General features: G+C 69.9%; 16 protein-coding genes. 7 read left to right on the top strand and 9 right to left on the bottom strand.

All coding sequences use genetic code 11. The annotated features are described in order from the left end of the window. Nucleotides 1–209 precede the first annotated feature (209 nt). From ABZ321_RS25385 to ABZ321_RS25400, 4 genes are all read left to right on the top strand, one after another. On the top strand, nucleotides 210–1385 hold the full coding sequence (locus tag ABZ321_RS25385; RefSeq protein ID WP_354895308.1) for a VWA-like domain-containing protein: 1176 nt from the start codon (nucleotides 210–212) through the stop codon (nucleotides 1383–1385). 65 nt (nucleotides 1386–1450) lie between these two features. Beyond that, the gene (locus ABZ321_RS25390) at nucleotides 1451–2131 is read left to right on the top strand and encodes a hypothetical protein (protein ID WP_354895311.1); all 681 of its coding nucleotides are present in this window, start codon (nucleotides 1451–1453) and stop codon (nucleotides 2129–2131) included. Beyond that, nucleotides 2128–3657 (top strand): histidine kinase, encoded by a 1530-nt coding sequence (locus tag ABZ321_RS25395; protein WP_354895314.1) that lies wholly within the window; start codon nucleotides 2128–2130, stop codon nucleotides 3655–3657. The genes ABZ321_RS25390 and ABZ321_RS25395 overlap by 4 nt, the downstream gene beginning before the upstream one ends. Further along, nucleotides 3654–4313, top strand: coding sequence for a response regulator transcription factor (locus ABZ321_RS25400; protein WP_344503334.1), 660 nt, complete (start codon nucleotides 3654–3656; stop codon nucleotides 4311–4313). Before ABZ321_RS25395 ends, ABZ321_RS25400 begins: the two co-directional genes overlap by 4 nt. Nucleotides 4314–4418: 105 nt before the next feature. Here ABZ321_RS25400 and ABZ321_RS25405 read toward each other — a convergent pair whose 3' ends face one another. Then, a complete protein-coding gene (locus ABZ321_RS25405; RefSeq protein WP_354895317.1) occupies nucleotides 4419–5348 on the bottom strand; it encodes an SDR family oxidoreductase in 930 nt (309 codons plus the stop codon). Between the two features lie 83 nt (nucleotides 5349–5431). On the opposite strand from ABZ321_RS25405, the gene ABZ321_RS25410 reads away from it, so the two are divergent. Further along, nucleotides 5432–6049 (top strand): TetR/AcrR family transcriptional regulator, encoded by a 618-nt coding sequence (locus ABZ321_RS25410; RefSeq protein ID WP_344503332.1) that lies wholly within the window; start codon nucleotides 5432–5434, stop codon nucleotides 6047–6049. A gap of 58 nt (nucleotides 6050–6107) precedes the next feature. Beyond that, nucleotides 6108–7022, top strand: coding sequence for a PAC2 family protein (locus tag ABZ321_RS25415; protein WP_344503331.1), 915 nt, complete (start codon nucleotides 6108–6110; stop codon nucleotides 7020–7022). Nucleotides 7023–7266: 244 nt separating this feature from the next. On the opposite strand, the gene ABZ321_RS25420 is transcribed toward ABZ321_RS25415, so the two are convergent. The 7 genes from ABZ321_RS25420 to ABZ321_RS25450 form a co-directional block, all read right to left on the bottom strand. Next, the gene (locus tag ABZ321_RS25420) at nucleotides 7267–7419 is read right to left on the bottom strand and encodes a hypothetical protein (protein ID WP_344503330.1); all 153 of its coding nucleotides are present in this window, start codon (nucleotides 7417–7419) and stop codon (nucleotides 7267–7269) included. A gap of 1803 nt (nucleotides 7420–9222) precedes the next feature. Then, entirely contained in the window at nucleotides 9223–10026 is an 804-nt protein-coding gene (locus ABZ321_RS25425; RefSeq protein ID WP_344503329.1) for a hypothetical protein, read from the bottom strand. A 625-nt stretch (nucleotides 10027–10651) separates the two neighbouring features. Further along, nucleotides 10652–10972, bottom strand: a complete 321-nt coding sequence (locus ABZ321_RS25430) for a hypothetical protein (RefSeq protein ID WP_354895322.1) — start codon at nucleotides 10970–10972, stop codon at nucleotides 10652–10654. A 965-nt stretch (nucleotides 10973–11937) separates the two neighbouring features. Continuing rightward, complete coding sequence (locus tag ABZ321_RS25435) at nucleotides 11938–12948, bottom strand: hypothetical protein (RefSeq protein ID WP_354895325.1); 1011 nt, start codon at nucleotides 12946–12948, stop codon at nucleotides 11938–11940. 292 nt (nucleotides 12949–13240) lie between these two features. After that, nucleotides 13241–14065 (bottom strand): S8 family serine peptidase, encoded by an 825-nt coding sequence (locus ABZ321_RS25440; protein WP_344503326.1) that lies wholly within the window; start codon nucleotides 14063–14065, stop codon nucleotides 13241–13243. Nucleotides 14066–14214: 149 nt separating this feature from the next. Beyond that, complete coding sequence (locus ABZ321_RS25445) at nucleotides 14215–14370, bottom strand: hypothetical protein (RefSeq protein ID WP_344503325.1); 156 nt, start codon at nucleotides 14368–14370, stop codon at nucleotides 14215–14217. A 316-nt stretch (nucleotides 14371–14686) separates the two neighbouring features. Continuing rightward, on the bottom strand, nucleotides 14687–16678 hold the full coding sequence (locus ABZ321_RS25450) for an FAD-dependent oxidoreductase (protein WP_354895328.1): 1992 nt from the start codon (nucleotides 16676–16678) through the stop codon (nucleotides 14687–14689). Between the two features lie 75 nt (nucleotides 16679–16753). Between ABZ321_RS25450 and ABZ321_RS25455 the strand changes: the two genes are divergently transcribed. Beyond that, complete coding sequence (locus tag ABZ321_RS25455; RefSeq protein WP_344503644.1) at nucleotides 16754–17593, top strand: phosphoribosylaminoimidazolesuccinocarboxamide synthase; 840 nt, start codon at nucleotides 16754–16756, stop codon at nucleotides 17591–17593. A 58-nt stretch (nucleotides 17594–17651) separates the two neighbouring features. Here the strand turns inward: ABZ321_RS25455 and ABZ321_RS25460 are convergent, their stop codons facing one another. Then, nucleotides 17652–18302, bottom strand: coding sequence for a hypothetical protein (locus tag ABZ321_RS25460; RefSeq protein ID WP_344503323.1), 651 nt, complete (start codon nucleotides 18300–18302; stop codon nucleotides 17652–17654). Nucleotides 18303–18308: the final 6 nt, after the last annotated feature.

Below are 18308 nucleotides of genomic sequence, written 5' to 3' on the forward strand. Positions count from 1 at the left end.
TCGGTCCTCCATGCACCGCGGTGGTCGAGCCGGGACACCCTGACCCGGCGCCACCGGCATCCAGCTCCCCTACACACGCGCAACCTGTGCCATCCGCACCCGCCCAGACGCCCCTGCCCGCGGCGACACAGCCACCACCGTCCGCGCCCGCAACGCCGCAGGCGGCACCGTCCGTTCCTGCTGGGCCGTCGGTCGGGGCGGCGCAGGCGTTGGATCGGACGAAGCTGCTCGCGGCGCGGTACAAGGCGGCGATGCTGCGGCCGTATCTGGCGACGGCGTTGTACGCGTTGTCGGTCGTGCCGAGCCGGCACCTGGCGACCATGGGGGTCGACCGGCGGTGGCGGTTGTACGTGTCGCCGGAGTTCGTGGACGGGCACGGTGTCGAGGAGCTCGCCGGGGTGTGGGTGCACGAGGTGGCGCACCTGCTGCGGGACCATCACGGGCGGGCGGACCGGCTGCCTGCGGGCGACCGCGGCGACCACCTGCGGGTCAACCTCGCGCAGGACTGCGAGATCAACGACGACCTGGTCGCGGACAAGCTGGTGCTGCCGGCGTCGCGGGTGGAGCCGGCGACGTTCGGGCTGCCGGAGGGGCGGCTGTTCGAGGAGTACCTGGCCGGGATACCGCACACGCACTCGCACGACGTGCAATGCGGGTCGGGCGCGCACGGCATCCCGGTCGCGGGTGAGGTCGGTGACGCCGCGGGGCCCGGCGTGCGGGACGTGGAGGCGGTGGCGATCCGCCGGCAGACCGCCGACGCGATCCGGGCGCACGTGCGGTCGCGTGGCACCGTGCCCGGGGGCTGGCAGCGGTGGGCGGACGAGATCGCCGAGCCGGTCGTCGACTGGCGGCGGCTGCTGACCGGGGCGCTGCGGCAGGCGGTGGCGTGGGCGAGCGGCGCCGTCGACTACACGTACGCGCGGCCGGGGCGGCGGACCGGGGCGATGCGCGGGGTGGTGCTGCCGAGCCTGCGCCGGCCGCTGCCGCGGGTCGCGGTGGTCGTCGACACGTCGGGCTCGATGGGCACCGACGACCTGGCGGCGGCGCTGAGCGAGGTGACGGGCGTGCTGCGGACCGTCGGCATCCGCGGCAACCGGGTCACCGTCGTCGCGTGCGACGCCGACGTGCACGCGGTGACGCGGGTGGTGAAGACGGAGCAGGTCGAGCTCGGCGGTGGTGGCGGCACCGACATGCGGGTCGGGATCGCGGCGGCGCTGCGGTCGCCGGACAAGCCGCAGATCGTGGTCGTCCTCACCGACGGCGGCACGCCGTGGCCCGACGAGCCGACGGGGTGCCGGCTCATCGCCGGGCTGATCGGGCCGAACCCCCCGCTGCCGCCGTCGTGGGTGGAGTCGGTGCACATCACACCGACCAATGGCGGCTGATCCAGGTGGACGCGACAACTTTCGGAGACTGTCCCGCCACGGTCCGGCTGCCTACCGTGAGGTGTATGGCTGAACACGAGCTGGGGCTGTCCCGCACCGACAAATGGCTGATCGGCGCCGGGTTTCCGCTGGTCGGGGTCGCGGTCGGCTGGGCGCTGCCGCTGCTGGCGCGCTGGCTGCTGAGCCTGCCGTGGGTGCCGTTCGGGGGGCCGATCCGGCTCGTGGCGGCGCTCGACCACGGGGTCGGACAGGTCGCGATGATGGCCGCCGGGCTCCTGCTCGGGGTGGTGTTCGTGATCGTCGCGGTGCACGAGACGCTGCGGGTGACGGTCGCCGACAGCGAGCTGCGGCTGCGGCTCGGCGACGCCGCCTGGGTCGTGCGCCGGGAGGACGTGTCGGCGGTGTTCGTCGACGGGCGGCTGCTCGTCGTGCTGGACCGGGACTCGCGGCAGGTGGTGCGGGAGCGGCTGGAGCGGGCCGGTGACCGGCAGGTGGCGGAGGCGTTCCAGGCGCACGGCTACCCGTGGCAGAAGCAGGACCCGTTCGGGGAGCTGTTCCGGCGCTGGGTGCCCGACCTGCCGGACCTGCCGGGCGCGGTCAACGCGGTCCTCGCCGCCCGGGCGGCGGCGCTGACCAGCAAGAGCACCACCGACGCCGCCGAGCTGCGCGACGAGGTCCAGAAGCTGGGGTACACGGTCCGCGACGACGGCACCACGCAGCACTGGCGTCCCCTGGTGCGCTCGTGAAGGCGCGCAACCTCGTCGTCGACGCGACCGTCTTCGTCATCTCGGCACTGACGATGGTGGTCGCCGCGGCGTCCGGCCTGGACAGCGGCGCCCTCAGCGACGAGCGGTGGCTGCTGTCGACGGCCGTGACCGTGCCGGCGTTGGTGCTGATCTGGTGGCGGCGGCGGTGGCCCGTGCAGGTGGCGCTCCTGCTGCTCGTCCCGGCGGCGCTCACCGACTTCGTCGGCGGGGCGGCGATGATCGCGGTGTTCACGGTCGCGGTGCACCGGCCGTTCCGGGTGGCGCTCGGGGTCGCCGTCGCGCACCTGCTGGTGCCGGTCCCGCTGATGATCCGCTATCCGGACCCTGACCTGCAGGTCGTGGGCAACGCCACGGCCGTGGCGCTGATCACGGGCATCGTCCTGGCGTGGGGGTCGACGGTGCGGGCCCGGCGGGAGCTGATCGCGTCGCTGCGGGACCGGGCCGTGCGCGCCGAGGCGGAGGCCGAGCAGCGCGCCGACCTGCTGCGCGGGCTGGAGCGGGAGCGGATCGCCCGCGAGATGCACGACGTGCTCGCCCACCGGATCTCGCTGATCAGCCTGCACGCCGGCGCCCTGGAGATCCGCCGCGACCTGTCGCAGGAGCAGGTCGCCGAGGCGGGCGGCACCATCAGGGCGAGCGCGCGCCAGGCGATGGAGGAGCTCCGGGAGATCCTCGGCGTGCTGCGCAGCAGCGACGACGACGAGCTGCGTCCGCGCCAGGACCTCGCCGACCTGGACGAGCTGATCGAGGAGGTCCGCAGGGCCGGCACCCCCGTCGACCTCGACAACCGGCTCACCGCCGGCGGTGACGCGGGGCCGGAGACGCTGCCCGCGGCGGTGAACAGGACCGCGTTCCGCCTCGTGCAGGAGGGCCTGACCAACGCCCGCAAGCACGCTCCCGGCGCCGCCGTCGCGGTCCGCCTCGACCGCACGAGCCAAGGTGAGCTGCACGTGTGGCTGCGCAACCCGCTGCCGGCTGTCCCGGTGCGGCCCGCGCTGCCGGGGTCGCGGTCGGGACTCGTCGGCCTGGCCGAGCGCGTCACCCTGGCCGGCGGCCGCCTCGAACACGGCCCCCGCCGCACGACCCCGCCCCCACGGCACGCCACGGCGCCACAGCCCGGCGCGGCCCAGCAGCTCGGCAAGGCACAACAACCCGGCAAGGCCCAGCAGTCCAGCGCGGCTCAGAAGCTCGGCAAGGCACAACAGCCCAGCGCGGCACAGCAGCCCGGCGAGGCACAACAGCCCAGCGCGGCGCAACAACCCGGCGAGTCACAACAGCCCAGCGCGGCGCAACAGGCCAGCGCGGCGCAACAGGCCAGCGCGGCACAGCAGGCCAGCGCGGCACAGCAGGCCGGCGGAGTCCGGCAGGCAGGCTCTGATCCGCGGGCCGGTGGCGGGCACTGGCACGGCGGGTCGGGGGACGGTGGCGGGCACGGGCACGGCGGGTCGGGGGACGGTGGCGAGGTCGGGTTTCACCTGGAGGCGTGGCTGCCGTGGCGGGGATGATCCGGGTCGTGGTCGTCGACGACGACGCGCTGGTCCGGGCCGGGCTGGCGATGGTCCTCGGCGGGGATCCTGAGCTGGAGCTCGTCGGGGAGGCGGGCGACGGCGTGGCGGCCGTCCAGGTGGTCCGGGCCAGCCACCCCGACGTGATCCTCATGGACATCCGGATGCCGCGGATGGACGGGCTCGCCGCGCTCGAGGCGCTGCGGGCCGGCGGGGTGCCGGGGGCCGTGGTGGTGCTGACGACGTTCGACACGGATGAGCACGTGCTGCGGGCGCTGCGGCTCGGGGCGCACGGGTTCCTGCTCAAGGACACGCCGCCGCTGGCGATCCTGGACGCGGTGCGGCGGGTCGCGGCCGGCGAGCAGATGCTGTCACCGTCCGTAGTACGGCGGCTCGTCGACCACGTGGTCCGCGACGACACCGCCGAGCGGCGCGCGGTCGCTGAACGGGCCCTGGACGCGTTGACCCCGGCGGAGCGCAAGGTCGCCGACGCCGTCGCCGAGGGCCGCTCCAACGCCGAGATCAGTGCGGCGCTGCTGATGAGCGTGGCCACCGTGAAGACGTACGTGTCGCGCATCCTCGGCAAGCTCGGCTGCACCAACCGCGTCCAGATCGCCATCATGGTCCACGAGACACGCACGACCCGCGGCAGCTGACCACCCGCGCCCGCGACCGCACGGCCGGCGACCGTCCGGGTCGCGACCGTCCGGGCGGCGGGCACGCCGGGCGTCGGCGGTCCGTCGCGGAAGGCCGCGTGAGGATCAGCGGTGGTAGCGGTCGGCGATGAAGCCCGGAGTGGGTGGTTCCGCGGGCGCGCCCGTGGCGGGCAGGCCGTGGGCGGTGTTGGCGCCGAAGCCGCGGCGCAGGGTGCGGACCTGCTCCTCCATGGCGGGGACGCTGGTGCGCGCCTGGCGTTCGATGACGCGTTCGGACAGGCGGCTGTTGAGGAAGGTGCGCAGCCAGTACACGACGGCGACGCTGCGCGGGACGAAGACCTTGCGGCGGCGGTGTTCGAGGGCGGAGACGAACGCCTCGGCGCAGCGCTCCACCGACGTGGTCGAGCCCAGTGGCGGCGGCAGCTTGCGCAGCGTCTCGCGGAAGGTTGGCATGTCGTCCTGGGCGTCGCGGACGAGGTCGGTGTCGATCCACGACGGGTGGGCGGTGCCGACGCGGACGCCGTGGTGGGCGACCTCCAGGCGCAGGGCGTTGCCGAAGTGCTCGACGCCGGCCTTCGACGCGCAGTACGGCGCCATCCCCGGCAGCGCGGCGAACGACGCCGCCGACGCGACGATGAGCAGATAGCCGCGGGACTCGATGAGGTGTGGCATGACGGCGGCGGCGGTGCGCATGACGCCGACGAGATTGACCTCGACGGTCCGTACCAACGCCTCGATGTCACCGGTGGCGACGGTGCCGCGGCTGGCGACGCCCGCGTTGGCCAGGACGGCGTCGATGCGGCCGTGGGCGGAGACGGCGCCCTCGACAGCGGCTGCGAGACTGGACTGGTCGGTGACGTCGCAGGGGAACCAGGCCGCGTCGAGGTCGGCCGCGACGGCGGCGAGGCGGTCGGGTTCGAGGCCGGCGAGGACGACCTTCGCGCCGCGGGCGGCCGCGATGCGGGCGGTGTGCTCCCCGATCCCCCTGGCGGCACCGGTGATGAGCACCACCTGGCCGGACAAGCTGTGCTGCACCGTGGGCCTCCCGTCGGCGGTACCGTCCAGTACCAGGCAAACTAACACCCACGGACATTCTGGCGAAAGGCCGAGGCAGGCGCATGACGAGCACGAGAACCGCCGAGGAGGTCCGCGAGGCGCTGACCGGCGGGCTGGCGGCGGCGATCGCGGACAAGGGCTACGCGGCGACGACGATCGCCGACGTGGTCATGCACGCGCGGGTGTCGAAGCGGACGTTCTATGAGCACTTCACCGACAAGGAGTCGTGCCTCATGGCGCTGTACGAGCAGGGCTGCGTGCACCTGCTCGCCGTCGTGCGCAGCGCCGCTGGTGGTGGCGGCGGCAGCTGGAAGGCCATGGTCAACCACGGGGTGACCGCATACCTGAACGCGTTGGAGAGCATGCCGGCGGTCACCCGCACGCTGCTCGTGGAGATCCAGGCGGCCGGCCCGAAGGCGTACCGGCTGCGGCAGCAGATGCAGCGCCGGTTCGCCGATACGCTGGTAGAGGTGGTCGATGCGGCGCGGGCCGCCGACCCGGCCATCCCCGAGCTGTCCCAGCTGCTCGCGATCGCGCTGGTGGGAGGGGTGCACGAGATGATGCTGCAGGTCTCCGACCCGTACACGGGCGCCGGGCCGTCGTTCACGTCCCTGGCGCCGGCCGTTGACGAGTTGGTCTACGCGATCCTCACGAATCCCTGGTCCGCCGGGATGGAATGATCGAGCGCACCCACGAGTTGCGTTTCTTGCAATCGTTGTTCAAGGAGGCTGCGTTCCGGTGCTCAACCCCAGCGAGCTCTACACGCTCACCGAGGACCCGCCGGCCGTCGACCGGCCGGTGCTCGTGCACGCGCTGACGGGCTTCGTCGACGCCGGCAACGCGAGCCGCCTCGCCCGCGAGCATCTGCTGACGATCGGCTCGCCGCGCACCGTGGCGACATTCGACCTCGACCAGCTCTACGACTACCGCAGCCGGCGCCCGGCGATGCTGTTCGTCGAGGACCACTGGGAGCACTACGAGCAGCCGCGCCTGCTCCTGCGCGTCCTGCGCGACGCGACCGGCACCGAGTTCCTGCTGCTCGACGGCCCCGAGCCGGACCTGCAGTGGGAGCGGTTCACGGCGGCGGTCATCGAGCTGATCGAGCGCTTCGACGTGCGGGCGACGGTCGGCCTCACCGCGATCCCGATGGCCGTGCCGCACACCCGCCCCACCGGCGTGACCGCCCACGGCACGAGCCGGGACCTGATCGCCGGGTTCGAGCCGTGGCTGCAGCGCGTCCAGGTGCCCGGCAGCGTCGGCAACCTCCTCGAGTTCCGCATCGGCCAGCAGGACCGCGACGCCTTCGGCTTCGCCGTGCACGTGCCGCACTATGTGGCGCAGGCGGAATTCCCTTCGGCGGCGGAGAAGCTGCTCTCCTGCGTCTCCGAGGCGACCGGCCTGCAGCTGCCCACCGAGGAGCTGCACGCCGCCGCCGAGTCGGTCCGCGCCGAGATCGACGTGCAGATCGCCCAGGCCGACGAGGCCGCGTCGCTGGTGCGGGCGCTGGAGGAGCAGTACGACGCCTACACCCGCGGACGCCAGGGCAACAACCTCCTGGCCGACTCCCCCGCCCCGCTCCCGACCGCAGACGAGATCGGCGCGGAGCTGGAGCGTTTCCTCGCCGAACAGACCCGCAACGACGAGAACCCGTAGCCCCTCCGTCACGGTTCGCAACGCCCTCCCCCGCCGTTCCGCCCCTGGTGGAAGCCCGGAAACTACGGTCCGTCACGACCCCGGAGATCGATTTGTTGGGCGGGGTTAGGGTTGCTTTGCAGCGGTCACCCCGGCACCCAGCGGTCGAAGCCGTGCCCGCCAGGGTCAGAAGCCATGCCCACCAGCGGCGAGAAGGTCCAGCCGCCGGCCGCCAGCGATCAGGCCCGGACGAACCCGCCCGCAGTCACGCGCGGACAAACCCGGCGGCGTCGGCGATGAGGTAGCCGCTGGTCTGCTGCCCTGGCAGGAACGAATTCTGCCTGGCGCGGATCAGGCAGGCGTGGGCCACACGAGTCCGGGAGGCCAGGCAGGTGCGCATCAGGTAGGTGCGGATCAAGTGGGGTCCGGGACGAGCGGGTGCAGGACGAGCTCGCCTGCGAAGGCGGGCCCACCAGTCGGCCAGAAGTCCAGCCGCCGGCCACCGCGGGTCGGGCACAACGAATCCGCCGGGTGGTCAGGCACCGACAAATCCGGCGGCCATGACGTGCCTGTTGGGTCTGCCCCGGTGCGGATCAGGCGACGACGCGGCCGTTGAATTGCCCGGCGCGGATCAAGCGGCTGAATTGCCCAGCGCGGGACGAGGTCGGCAGCGGAGGGGTGTAGCGTCCCATGATCAGTGACACATTCTCGGCATCGATGGCATCTGAGTGGCACACACGCAATTGACGTGAGATCAGGCGGCCCGTCGTCGGGTCCTGCCTCAGCAGACTGGCGGCGTATCATGATCTTCGGATGCCGCTGCTGGCTCTCGACTCGCATTGTGCTACCGGAGCGTGGTCCCTCGTCGGGGTGAATTACACGTCGGCAGTCTTGGCTTGTGCCGTTGGATCAGACACCTTGACTCACCACCGGTGAGACGGATCGTTGGAGGCGTCTGGCTTCGTGTCTGATCGTCGTACCTCGTGGACGTTGCCGCGATCGCCGCCATGATCCCGCCGCCCTGGGATGGCGGGTGATCAGACGGCTGCTGCGCCCGTTGGACGACGCAAGCGCCGCACTCGACGGCCCACCCACCCCGCACCGCCTGCGGGCGAACAACGACGCCGTTGCGGTGCTGCTGCTGCGATGCGCCGGGTCCGGCCGATCCTTCTGGCACTGGACCGAACAGGAGTGGACCGCCATCCTCGGCGAGGACCAGCAGGGCTTCCGCGCCGCCGCCCCCGACCGGGCCGACGACGCCGTGCGGCCCCATTTGGCTTCACCGCGTTCCTGCCCGGCGGCTTCACCGCGTTCCACCGGCTCGGCAGCTTCAGCCGGCTTGTCCTGGCCTGGCGCGCCTTCGGCCGCGACCGCGTGGACAGCGAGATCCGCCGGATCCGAGCCGTACTCGCCGAGAGGGGCTACCGTCCCGGGCGTGACGAGGACAAGCTGCTGCCGATGGTGACCTGTCAAGTGTTCCTGCTCAACCGCAGCACGCACATCGATGCGTTGAGCACCGGCCTGTGCGGCCGCATCCGGTGCGAGCAGCTACCCGTAGCTCACCGTGAATGCGACGGTAGCCCCTTCCGCTGTTCTCTTGCGCGAGTCGCAGCACCAGCGCGCGGATCGACTGGACCGTGGGTGGCCGCCCGGCACGTTTGGGGCGAGAGACGCGGGCGTGCCGTCGGGCGACCAGGTCACGGTGCCAGCGCAGCATGGTCTCAGGGCGTACGAGCAGCCGGACCCGCGGCAGCACCTCGCGGGGGAGTCGGCGCAGCAGCGCGACGAGGAAGGCTCAATCAGCAGGCTCGAACCGCACCTTCGCGCCATGCAGCTGCCGTTCGAGGACTATGATCTGGTGCCGCAAGGCGAGGATCTCGGCGTCTTGGCCCGGTCGCTCATGGGCAGCAGCAGCCGCAGCATCGCCAGCGCGTTCGTCACACCCAGGTACGCCAGTCGCAGCAGCACGGTGAGACATCATCACCCAGTTATCGGCAGCGGTCCGAAGCGCGAGAGAACGTCGACAGATACACGATCCTTCGGTGGCATCGAGCTGGGCCGCGACCAGGACGGACGACAAATTCGGCACCCGCAGGGTCCACCGGTGGTCGACGGTGTCGTAGGGCAGCGCCCGCCGCGGGCTTGGGCTGGTTGTAGCAACATCCGTTTCTGGCCTTCGTCATGATCGACAGGACGGCAGTTGCACTGGGACCGGACAGACTCAGATGTCCACGACGAGACCGCGGATGGCCGCCGACATCTCGGCCAAGCCGTCGGTGTAGTCCTGACCGATCAGTTCCCGTGGCTCACCTGGCAGTTCGGTCGCGTCCAGCACGGGATGAGCAAGTCCGGTGTCAAAGGGCTCCAGCAAATCACTGGCGCCGTCCACGATGCTCGCCGCCAAGGCTTCCAGGGCCGGGCTGGGCGCCTGGGGCGATTCACCGACAGTGTCGCGGTAGAATTGCTGCACGTCGGCGAGCGAGACGCTGTTCCAGTCCAAGCCCAGTTCGTCGCGAAGCACGGCCCATGCCTGGTTAACTTCCGAGACCAGCGACGCCAGAGCATCCTGATGGGCGGCGACGATTTCCGCATTTTGCCTTACCGCTTCGGCCTGAGAGGCTGCGGCGTCGGGGTCGCCTGCTGCTGCAGCGCCGTCGTAGCGCTCGAGTGACCACAGGAGTGCGTACAGCCCATCGCAGACCAGTAGTTGCTGAGCGTTGAAACGGTAGAACAGACGCTCGCGGCTGTCCTCGCCGGGTAGTTGACCTTCATCCACGTGCGCACCGCTTATCCAGACCTCAGTGAAGTCGTCGCGCGGCGGGTCGTTCGCGATCGCCTGTCGATAGTTTGCGCACAACCAGAACAACCCGGAGCCGATACCGAGCACTATTCCATGTGCTGGTGAGACGAAGCTCACGACGCCGCCAGCGACCGCGAGACCCGCCGCTAGGTTGTTGTCCGTCAGCGCCGCTTGCGTCGCTTGCTGCTTGACGGCTTGCTTCTGTTCAGCGTTGACTTCCGGCACTTAGCGTCGCCTCCGCGGGATTCCGGTCTTTGATGGCGCCAGAAGTTCTTCCCCGGGGCAACCAAATCATTTTCCCCACCCCGGGTGAGCTGATGTTACGTCGCGCGATTGTGACGAATCTTCAGCACTATGTGGCACGCGGGCACGACCTCGATCCACGGGTACCGGAGTGGCTTGAGCAGTAGGCGCGCTTGCCGCGACTGCGGCCGTCGGCGGTGAACGTGGTCCAGCAGATCGGGCAGGTGCGGGGTTCAGGTGGTCGGGCCGGCCACCGCCTTCCGCCGGCTCGCGCCGTGGGGGTCTGGCGGGCCCGCAGTCGGCAGGACGGATCATCGACGCCGACCGGCGCAGCAGCCGGTCGAACGCCACCGAGACCCGTCCTGGCACCGGCTACGCGACCACCTGCAACGCCCGCACCTGGCCACATTCGCCGGCAGCGCCGGCACCTACCGCCAGGCCAGCGAGCCGACCAGACCCCAACGCGACATCCGCACCGCGCGCCGATCACACCAGACAGCGAGAGGCGAACCACGCCGCCACACCGTACGAGTCACAAACCAGAGACCACCAGATTGATCAACTTAGGCTAAGTGGCATTGCCCTCCGTCGCCAAACGGCGCGCGCTCTAACTTAATACTTCGTACGTAATGATGTAGTCGGAGTCGTCGCCTGTCAGGGAAACAGATCGCTCGCCCGTGCCAGCCTGACTTCTGTTCACCCAGAAGGTTCCGATATGATCGTTGTCGGAGCCGCTGTCGAACTCCCAGACGTCAACACGACCCCTAACGTTGAAGTCGAGCTCAGCCTCCATCTGGTGAGTCTGGCCTGCATCCACCAAAGTAGTTCCCCATACCCTTATCCCCTGGAAGTTGATGAATATGTCATCAGCGCCCATGCCGTCGGAGGTTTCATTGCAGACCAATGAGTGAATGACTAGCTTTGTCATTTTCTTCACACCCTTCTCTAGTTGTGCTGATATTACGATCAATCACATTGTGGGCATTCTCTAAACGCAGACAAGCCAGAGTGGGTAGAAAATCTCAACCTCTAGACGCACTCGTATGACCCAGTGCTTGCGTTGAATTGACATGCCCCATTGGGGCAGCAAATTACGTCCTCACAGCAGGATTTCCCTGGGGGGCATGAGACATTGTTTTCGCAGCACTCACCCGGAGGGCAACACCCCGTATAGCTCGAACAGCTCCAGCCTGGTGGGCAACACTTGACGACTCCGGCGTCAGGTCCGCCCTCAGGGCCGGGGCATGCAACCTGACCGGCCGGGCAGCAGCCCGTGGGCGTGAGCCGATTCGGCGGGCAGCAGCCCTGGGGCGTGCATTTCTCTTCCGGCTCGCACCGCCGGTTGTTGCAGACGAGATCCGGCTTGGTGCACCCGTCCAGGGTGCAGACGTAGCCAGCGGTGCAGCACCTGCCGTCGCAGATCGGATTGCCGGGTGGGCAGAAGCCGTCCTGGGTGCATTCCTGCTGGCCGGGCACGTAGCAACCGTACTTGAAGCAGCATTTCTGGCCGGGCGGACAGCACTGCAGTTTGTAGCCGTCGCGGGTGGCGTTGAGGACCGCGCAGCACTCGTTGTCCTCGGGGCAGCAGTGCGGTTTGAACCCGGTCCTGAAGCACAGCTTGGTCCCGGGCTCACACGGCCACGGGCCCTGGTGGCAGCTGGTCTGGCACTGCGGCTTGCACTCGGCGCGCAGCAGTTGCGTCGGCAAGCCCGAGTCCGCGCTGGCGGCGACGCAGTCGGCGATGCAGTCCTCGACACAGTCCCCCGCCGGCTGCACACCCGCCTCCGGCAGGAGCCAAGTGGCCTGTGAACGGTACTGGTGACGCGTCCTGTACAGCGAGTACTCTGCGGTAAGCCCAGGTCCTGACATCGCCACTCGCTCCTTCGGCCGAGATTATCGATCGTAGTAAGGCGACAGTTTGGTCACGAGGAACGGGAACTCCTCTGTGACGTCGACACGGACGAAGAACTTCTCGGTGACGTCGGTCTGCCGGCTGGTGTAGGAGAAAATGACATCCAGAATGCGGCGCACTCCACTCAGGCGTGAAGGGCGCGTCTCGATGGCGGTCAGTGAGGAGCCGGTGGCGAACGCCTCGGCGCTCTTGGCATAGATCGCCGGATAACGCACTGCCAGATAGTTGAGCGCGCGGTGCTCGTCAGTGGCGCCAGCGTTGTCGGTGAGCTGGGTCAGCCGCTGCAGCATCTCCTCCGATGCAGACACGAAGGGCTGTTCCTCGATGTGTGCCGGCTTGGGCAGGGCGCGGACCAGGGAGTCGGTGGTGAACGCGTAGATCTGGTCGAAGGCGACCATCGGCAGCATCAGCCCGTTGCACAGCTCCGGCGGCGCCACTGGCCCTCGGAGGCCGATCACGACGTGCAGGTCCGACGGCTTCGGCGGCGAGCCGAGGATCTCGATGAGCAATTCGAAGTCCGCGGGGTCCCGGGGCTGCAGGATGTACGTCTCCAGCCCTTGGACGCTGAGCACGTAACATAGCTGGCGGCTCAGGTAGCGGTTCTGCGGATCGGATAGCACGGTGCCGAGTGCCTGCCGGTCTGTCAGACTCGCCGTTTCGGCACGCCCAGTAGCCTGTGCAAGCTCCTTCTCGATGGCGAGGCTTGGGAAACGCGCCTCGATGCGGCCCAGCGCATACACGTACGGCGGGGTGATACCGCCACGGCTGCCCGGGCGCTCGTACGCGGCCTCGTCCCTGGTGCACGAGGCGCAGGAGTGACCTGCCGGCTGCCGGGACGGCGGTTCGGCGGCCATGCTGCGCTGATCCACCGGCAGCGTCGGCAACGCGCGACCGAGGGACGCGGGCAGGGATTCAGCTGACTCCTGCGACTCCTGCGGGATTACGCCTTGCTCCATCTGGTCGATGCCCCTTGTCCGATCGGACGCTTCCATACTCACTCCTGGTCCCGAAGACCGTCATTGACCATTGACAGGGCCGGTCGGCGACTCAGCGCCCCCGGCCACCCCTGCCGGTGAAGGCCAGCCACCTGTTGAGGGCGGCGGCCCGCCTCTCGCATCCGGCGCATGGCTTCACACCGAATAGGCTCGTCACCCGTTTCACCACGTCGCCCAGTCCGACGTCCTCGTCGTTGACGAACCCCGGCATGCGTAGCCGCGGGCCCGTCCGCTCCGGGTTGTCCGGAGTCCGAGTCGCCGGTTTGTCGTCGGCCATGGAGCGTCCTCCCTATCGCATACTCCGCAGCAGTTCGGCCGCCGACCACGCGTTGAATAGCGGCGGAACGACGGACGTCCGCCTAGCCATCGATCTGGTCACGGCGAACAGCAGTTCGGCCGCGCCGGCTCCGGGGAACAGCGACAGCAGTAGGCCCACGCCTCCGGTCACGAATGCCGCCGCTGCGCTCGTGCCACCGAACGCGCGTCTGCCGCCGTCCGCGGACAGCCCGGTCACGCCCTCGCCCGGGGCCCCCGCGCCACGACGGCCGGTCGAGTGCGCGAAGTTCGAGCCCGGCAGTGGGCGCCCATGGAGGTCGTAGGCGACGACAGGGATCACCGCGTGATGGCGGGTGATCACGGAGCTGCCGATCGTCGCCTGGTTCCCGGTGGCCGCCACGACGATCGCCCCACGCTGGAACGCGTAGTCCAGTGCATCCGGCAGCTGGTTGTCACCGGCCTGCGCGGCAGGCGGCATCAGGCAGAGGCTCAGATTGATCACACGCACGCCGGCGTCGACCATCTCGACGATCGCCGACGCCAGCTCGGCCGGTGGCACGGCTCCGGCGCCGCGCACCGCCGTGAAGATCGCACGGACGAGGAGAGTGGCGTCGGGGCAGATACCAGGGTCGGCAGTATCGCGGCCCGCCACCAGGATCCCGGCGATGGCGGTCGCGTGATCGTATGCCGCGCCATGCCCCGTACCGGACGGAGCCGACAACTGGCGGATCGTGGCGGAGGCGAGGTCGGGATGGTCAGTCCTGACGGGCCCGTCGATAATCCCGAGGACGGTCTCCGGATGACCAGTGGTCGACGCCATGAGGCGTGTCAGCGACACCAACCGCAACGCGGGAAGATTGGCGCCCCTCGCTGGCCGTGCCCCAGCGACCAGCGCCGGTTGGTGACCGTCCATTGATCGAGCCCTTCCCGCCATTCGCCATGTGACCAATACACCCTTCCCGATGCCGGCTGTCGGTTGAAAGTCCTCTACCCGGTGAAGCTCGCCCTTAACTCGCGCGGCAGGCCGGCCGGGTCCGGATCGGAGTGCAGTACGACGGCGAACAGCACGCCGGCCTGCTCGACGCGGGTGATGTGCCGCCATCCATCGGGGTGTCCGCCGGGGCGTACCGCACCTGCAGGCATGGCGGTCGACGGTCGGCGAGGACGGCCGCGGCGGTGGCAACCGTGCTGGGCCTCAAGCGCATCGTGGTAGGGCTTCGAACCGGCCAGCTTCCGGGAGCTTGTCGCAGATCCACCCTCATGGGGGAGCGGAATCTTGACCTCGTCCGGCGGCTGAAAGCGAACCCATCGGTTGCGTCAACCTTGCCACAGACTGTGGAGCTAATAGCCTGCTCGGCGATTCCGCCTACACTGCACCCGCGTTCGGTCAGCTGTTACCCCCGAGCATCACTATCTATTGGTAGTTGCGGTCCGGTTCCTCCGCGAAATCCGGCAGGGGTCAGGCGCGGACGAATCTGGCGGCGTCGGCGATGACGTAGCCGTTGGTTTGTTCGGTGCGGATCAGGACCGAGCCGGCGCTGCCGGCGGTGAACTGGAAGGTGCCGAGGGGCACCCACTGGCTGCCGGAGGTGCGCTGGTCGACGGTGTGCGTGGTGACGCCGCCGGTGTGGACGACGTCGACCGGGACGTTGCTGGCCCGGTTCGCGTGGGCCGTCCAGCGCAGCTGGACCGTCCAGGCGCCCGCCGACGGCAGTGACGGGGTGAAGCGGAGGCGGTTCACGCCCTTCGCGGTGTTGTTGTCGTGCTCGTAGTCGCTGCCGTAGTAGCCGGCGATCGAGGTGCTCGGGAGCCAGGTGCCGGCGCGGGTCACGCCGGTGCCGTGGGAGTCGATGATGACCTCCGAGCCCGCGGAGATGTCGATACGCTGGCTCAGGTCGCGGAGCAGGGACTGCAGCGTGGAGATGTTCACCTGCTGGACGGGCACGCCGGTCGTCAGGGCGAGCCGGGCCGCCACCGCAGCCGACTGGCCGAGGACCATGAAGACGGGTTCCATGCGGATCGAGCCGTACGCGATGTGGCTCGCCGACAGGCAGACCGGGACCAGCAGGTTCGCGCACTGCGCCTCCACCGGGACGATCGAGCGGAAGCTCACCTGGTACGGGCCGGGAACACCCACCTGCACGTCGCCCTCGTTCTTCGCGACGCCGGAGACCACGAGCCGCTGGCAGTTGTGCGAGTCCATCGTGTAGCTGGCGAGGCCCACCGAGTCGGGGACGGTCGCGGCGCCCCGGCAGTTGTGCTCGGTCATGACGTACGAGGAGACCATCCGGCGGGCCTCCCGCACGTACAGCATGGGCGGCCAGAAACCGGTCGCGCCGAACTCGTCCGGTGCGGGGCCCCAGGCCGCCGTGGCGGAGCGGATCGTCGCCGGGACGCGGGGGTCGTTGGCCAGGAACCACATCAGGCCCTGCTGGTAGGTGCGGTGGTCGGCGACGATGGCGTCCCGGACGGCGAACGAGGCCGTCGGATAGCTCCACGAAGCACCGATGTGGTCGGTGGAGAAGGCGCCGTCGTTGTTCGAGTCGGTCTTGCCGCCGCCGACGTCGACCGTGTTGAAGAAGGGTCCCGCGTAGCCGGCCTCGATGTAGCGCAGCAGCAGCGCGTAGCGGCCCGCGTCGTAGCCCGCCGGGCGCTGCCACGGGAGCCGGTCCGCGGCCCTGGTCAGGCACATGCGGAAGTTGTACGCCTGGATCCGGCCGTCGGCGGTGCCGTTCGGGGCGAGGGCCCCGGCGGAGACGCCCGGGAGCAGCCCGCTGCCGGGGTTTCCCGGGGTCACGTACGGGTCGACCGGCTTGACGAACTGGTGCTTGTCGCGCAGCTGGACGCCGTTGATGCTCTCGCCGTAGGCGGCGTTGCCCTCGCGCCCGAGGGTCGTCGCCACGCCGGCCTTCGCCATCAGGTCGCCCTCGTAGCTGGCGTCGACGTACATGAGCCCGCGGTACACCTGACCGTCCTCGGTGGACAGTTCGACGATGCGGTTGCCGGCCTTCGTGACGGTGGCTAGCTTCCGGCCGAGCTGGACGGTGACGCCCGCCTCGGCGAGGAGGTCGGCGAAGACGGCGGCGGCGACGTGCGGCTCGAACTTGAACCGCGCCGGCGACGTCGGCGTGACCGGCGTGCCGGCGTACTTGGCGTGCACGCGGCGGTAGAACTCGTGCGACAGCCCGCCGATCGCGGCCGTGTTGCCGGTGTCGGTGGCGCCGAGGCCGGCGGTGGTCATCCCGCCGACGTGCGTGCCCGGGTCGATCACGACGGCGGTGCCGCCCGACCGGCGGAACTGGACGGCGGCCGCGAGTCCGCCGGGCGTCGCCCCGTAGACGACGAGGTCCGCGCTGACGACGGCCGCGGACGCGCGGACGCCGGGGCCGAGCACCACGGCACCGGTGCCGAGCGCGCCGGCGACGATGAGCTGGCGACGGGTCTGCGGCATGACAGGGCTCCTCCGGGCAACCACAAACGGAGGGGTCGCCGCACCCCTGAGATCGAAGGAAGTCTAGACGTTAGGCTGGCGGACGTGAAGTTGTTGCATTCGGGCAAGGTCCGCGACGTCTATCTCGACGGCGACGACCTGGTCCTGGTCGCGTCCGATCGCATCTCGATCTACGACGTGGTGCTGCCGACCCCGATCCCCGACAAGGGCGCGGTCCTCACCCGCCTGTCGCTGTGGTGGTTCGAGCAGCTCGCCGACATCGTGCCCAACCATGTGCTGTCCGCGACCGACGTGCCCGCCGAGTTCGCCGGGCGGGCCATCCGCTGCCGGCGCCTCGACATGGTGCAGGTCGAGTGCATCGCCCGGGGCTACCTGACCGGCCTCGGCCTCAAGGAGTACGTCCGCGACGGCGCCGTGAGCGGCGTCACGCTCCCGCCCGGCCTGGTCGAGGCCGACCGCCTGGAGCAGCCGATCTTCACGCCGACGACGAAGGAAGCCGTCGGGGTGCACGACGAGTTCATCACGTTCGACGACGTGGTCGAGCAGGTCGGCAAGGAGCAGGCGGAGGAGCTGCGCGACCTGACCCTGCGCGTCTACTCCCGCGGCCGCGACATCGCCGCCGAGCGCGGCATCATCGTCGCGGACACCAAGCTCGAGTTCGGCCGCACCGCCGACGGCACCCTGATGCTCGCCGACGAGGTCCTCACGCCCGACTCGTCGCGCTTCTGGCCGCTCGACGAGTGGGTGCCGGGCCGCACCCAGTTCTCCTTCGACAAGCAGTCGGTCCGCGACTGGTCCCGCGACGCCGGCTGGGACCAGACGGCGCCCGGTCCGGAGGTCCCCGCCGATGTCGTCGAGCGCACCCGTTCGCGATATGTCGAGGTGTACGAGCGGCTGACCGGCCTATCCTTCTGAACCTTCCGCAAGGCCACGGCTCGCGAACGGACCGTGGCCTTGCGGCGAGGACGGCAGGTCAGTCGTCCGTGCGGACGCCGCAGATCATCCAGTCGCCGTCCTCTTTGACGAGGGTCACGGAGATGTTCACCGACTGGGTGCGGTCCGATTCGGGGTCGTGTAGCGTCACCCGCGCGCGGACCTCGGCGGAGTTGCGGCCCTTGGTCTCGCTGAGGATCTTCCAGTCGATGGTGGTCTTGTCGTCGTCGTCATCGACGTAGTCGTTGCCCCGGACCGCCTTGGGTCGCTCGGAGGAGCACACCATGTCGACGACGGCGGCACGGTCGCGGTCGTTGACCGCGTCGAGGTAGCGCTCGGTCACGTCGGTCGGGGAGTCGACGAGGACCCGCTGGACGAAGAACCAGCCGCCGACGACCACGACGAGCAGCGCGAGGAACGCGCCGGCGATGAGCAGCACCCACTTGCCGGACCCGGACTGCTGACCACCGGCCCCAGCAGGCTGGAACTGCCCGGTAGGCGGCTGGAACTGCGCGGGCGGCTGGAACTGGCCGGTCGGGTCGTAGCCCTGGTACTGCGCGGGCGGCTCGTACGGACCAGGCGCCGGCTGGTACTGCGCGGGCGGCTGGTAGGGCTGCTGCGGCGACGGGTACTGCGGCGGTGACGGCGGCTGGTAGGGCTGCTGCGGATCTCCAGCTGGTGGATACGTCACCGGCAC

It is taken from the genome of Dactylosporangium sp. NPDC006015 (assembly GCF_040614215.1).
Taxonomy (GTDB): Bacteria; Actinomycetota; Actinomycetes; order Mycobacteriales; family Micromonosporaceae; genus Dactylosporangium; species Dactylosporangium maewongense.

Bases quoted from the DNA above. Each gene is read 5' to 3' on its own strand.
- ABZ321_RS25445 (WP_344503325.1), bottom strand. From the start codon at position 14,370: ATGCCTGCAGGTGCGGTACGCCCCGGCGGACACCCCGATGGATGGCGG.
- ABZ321_RS25400 (WP_344503334.1), top strand. From the start codon at position 3,654: ATGATCCGGGTCGTGGTCGTCGACGACGACGCGCTGGTCCGGGCCGGG.
- ABZ321_RS25410 (WP_344503332.1), top strand. From the start codon at position 5,432: ATGACGAGCACGAGAACCGCCGAGGAGGTCCGCGAGGCGCTGACCGGC.
- ABZ321_RS25390 (WP_354895311.1), top strand. From the start codon at position 1,451: ATGGCTGAACACGAGCTGGGGCTGTCCCGCACCGACAAATGGCTGATC.
- ABZ321_RS25450 (WP_354895328.1), bottom strand. From the start codon at position 16,678: ATGCCGCAGACCCGTCGCCAGCTCATCGTCGCCGGCGCGCTCGGCACC.
- ABZ321_RS25435 (WP_354895325.1), bottom strand. From the start codon at position 12,948: ATGGAAGCGTCCGATCGGACAAGGGGCATCGACCAGATGGAGCAAGGC.
- ABZ321_RS25430 (WP_354895322.1), bottom strand. From the start codon at position 10,972: ATGACAAAGCTAGTCATTCACTCATTGGTCTGCAATGAAACCTCCGAC.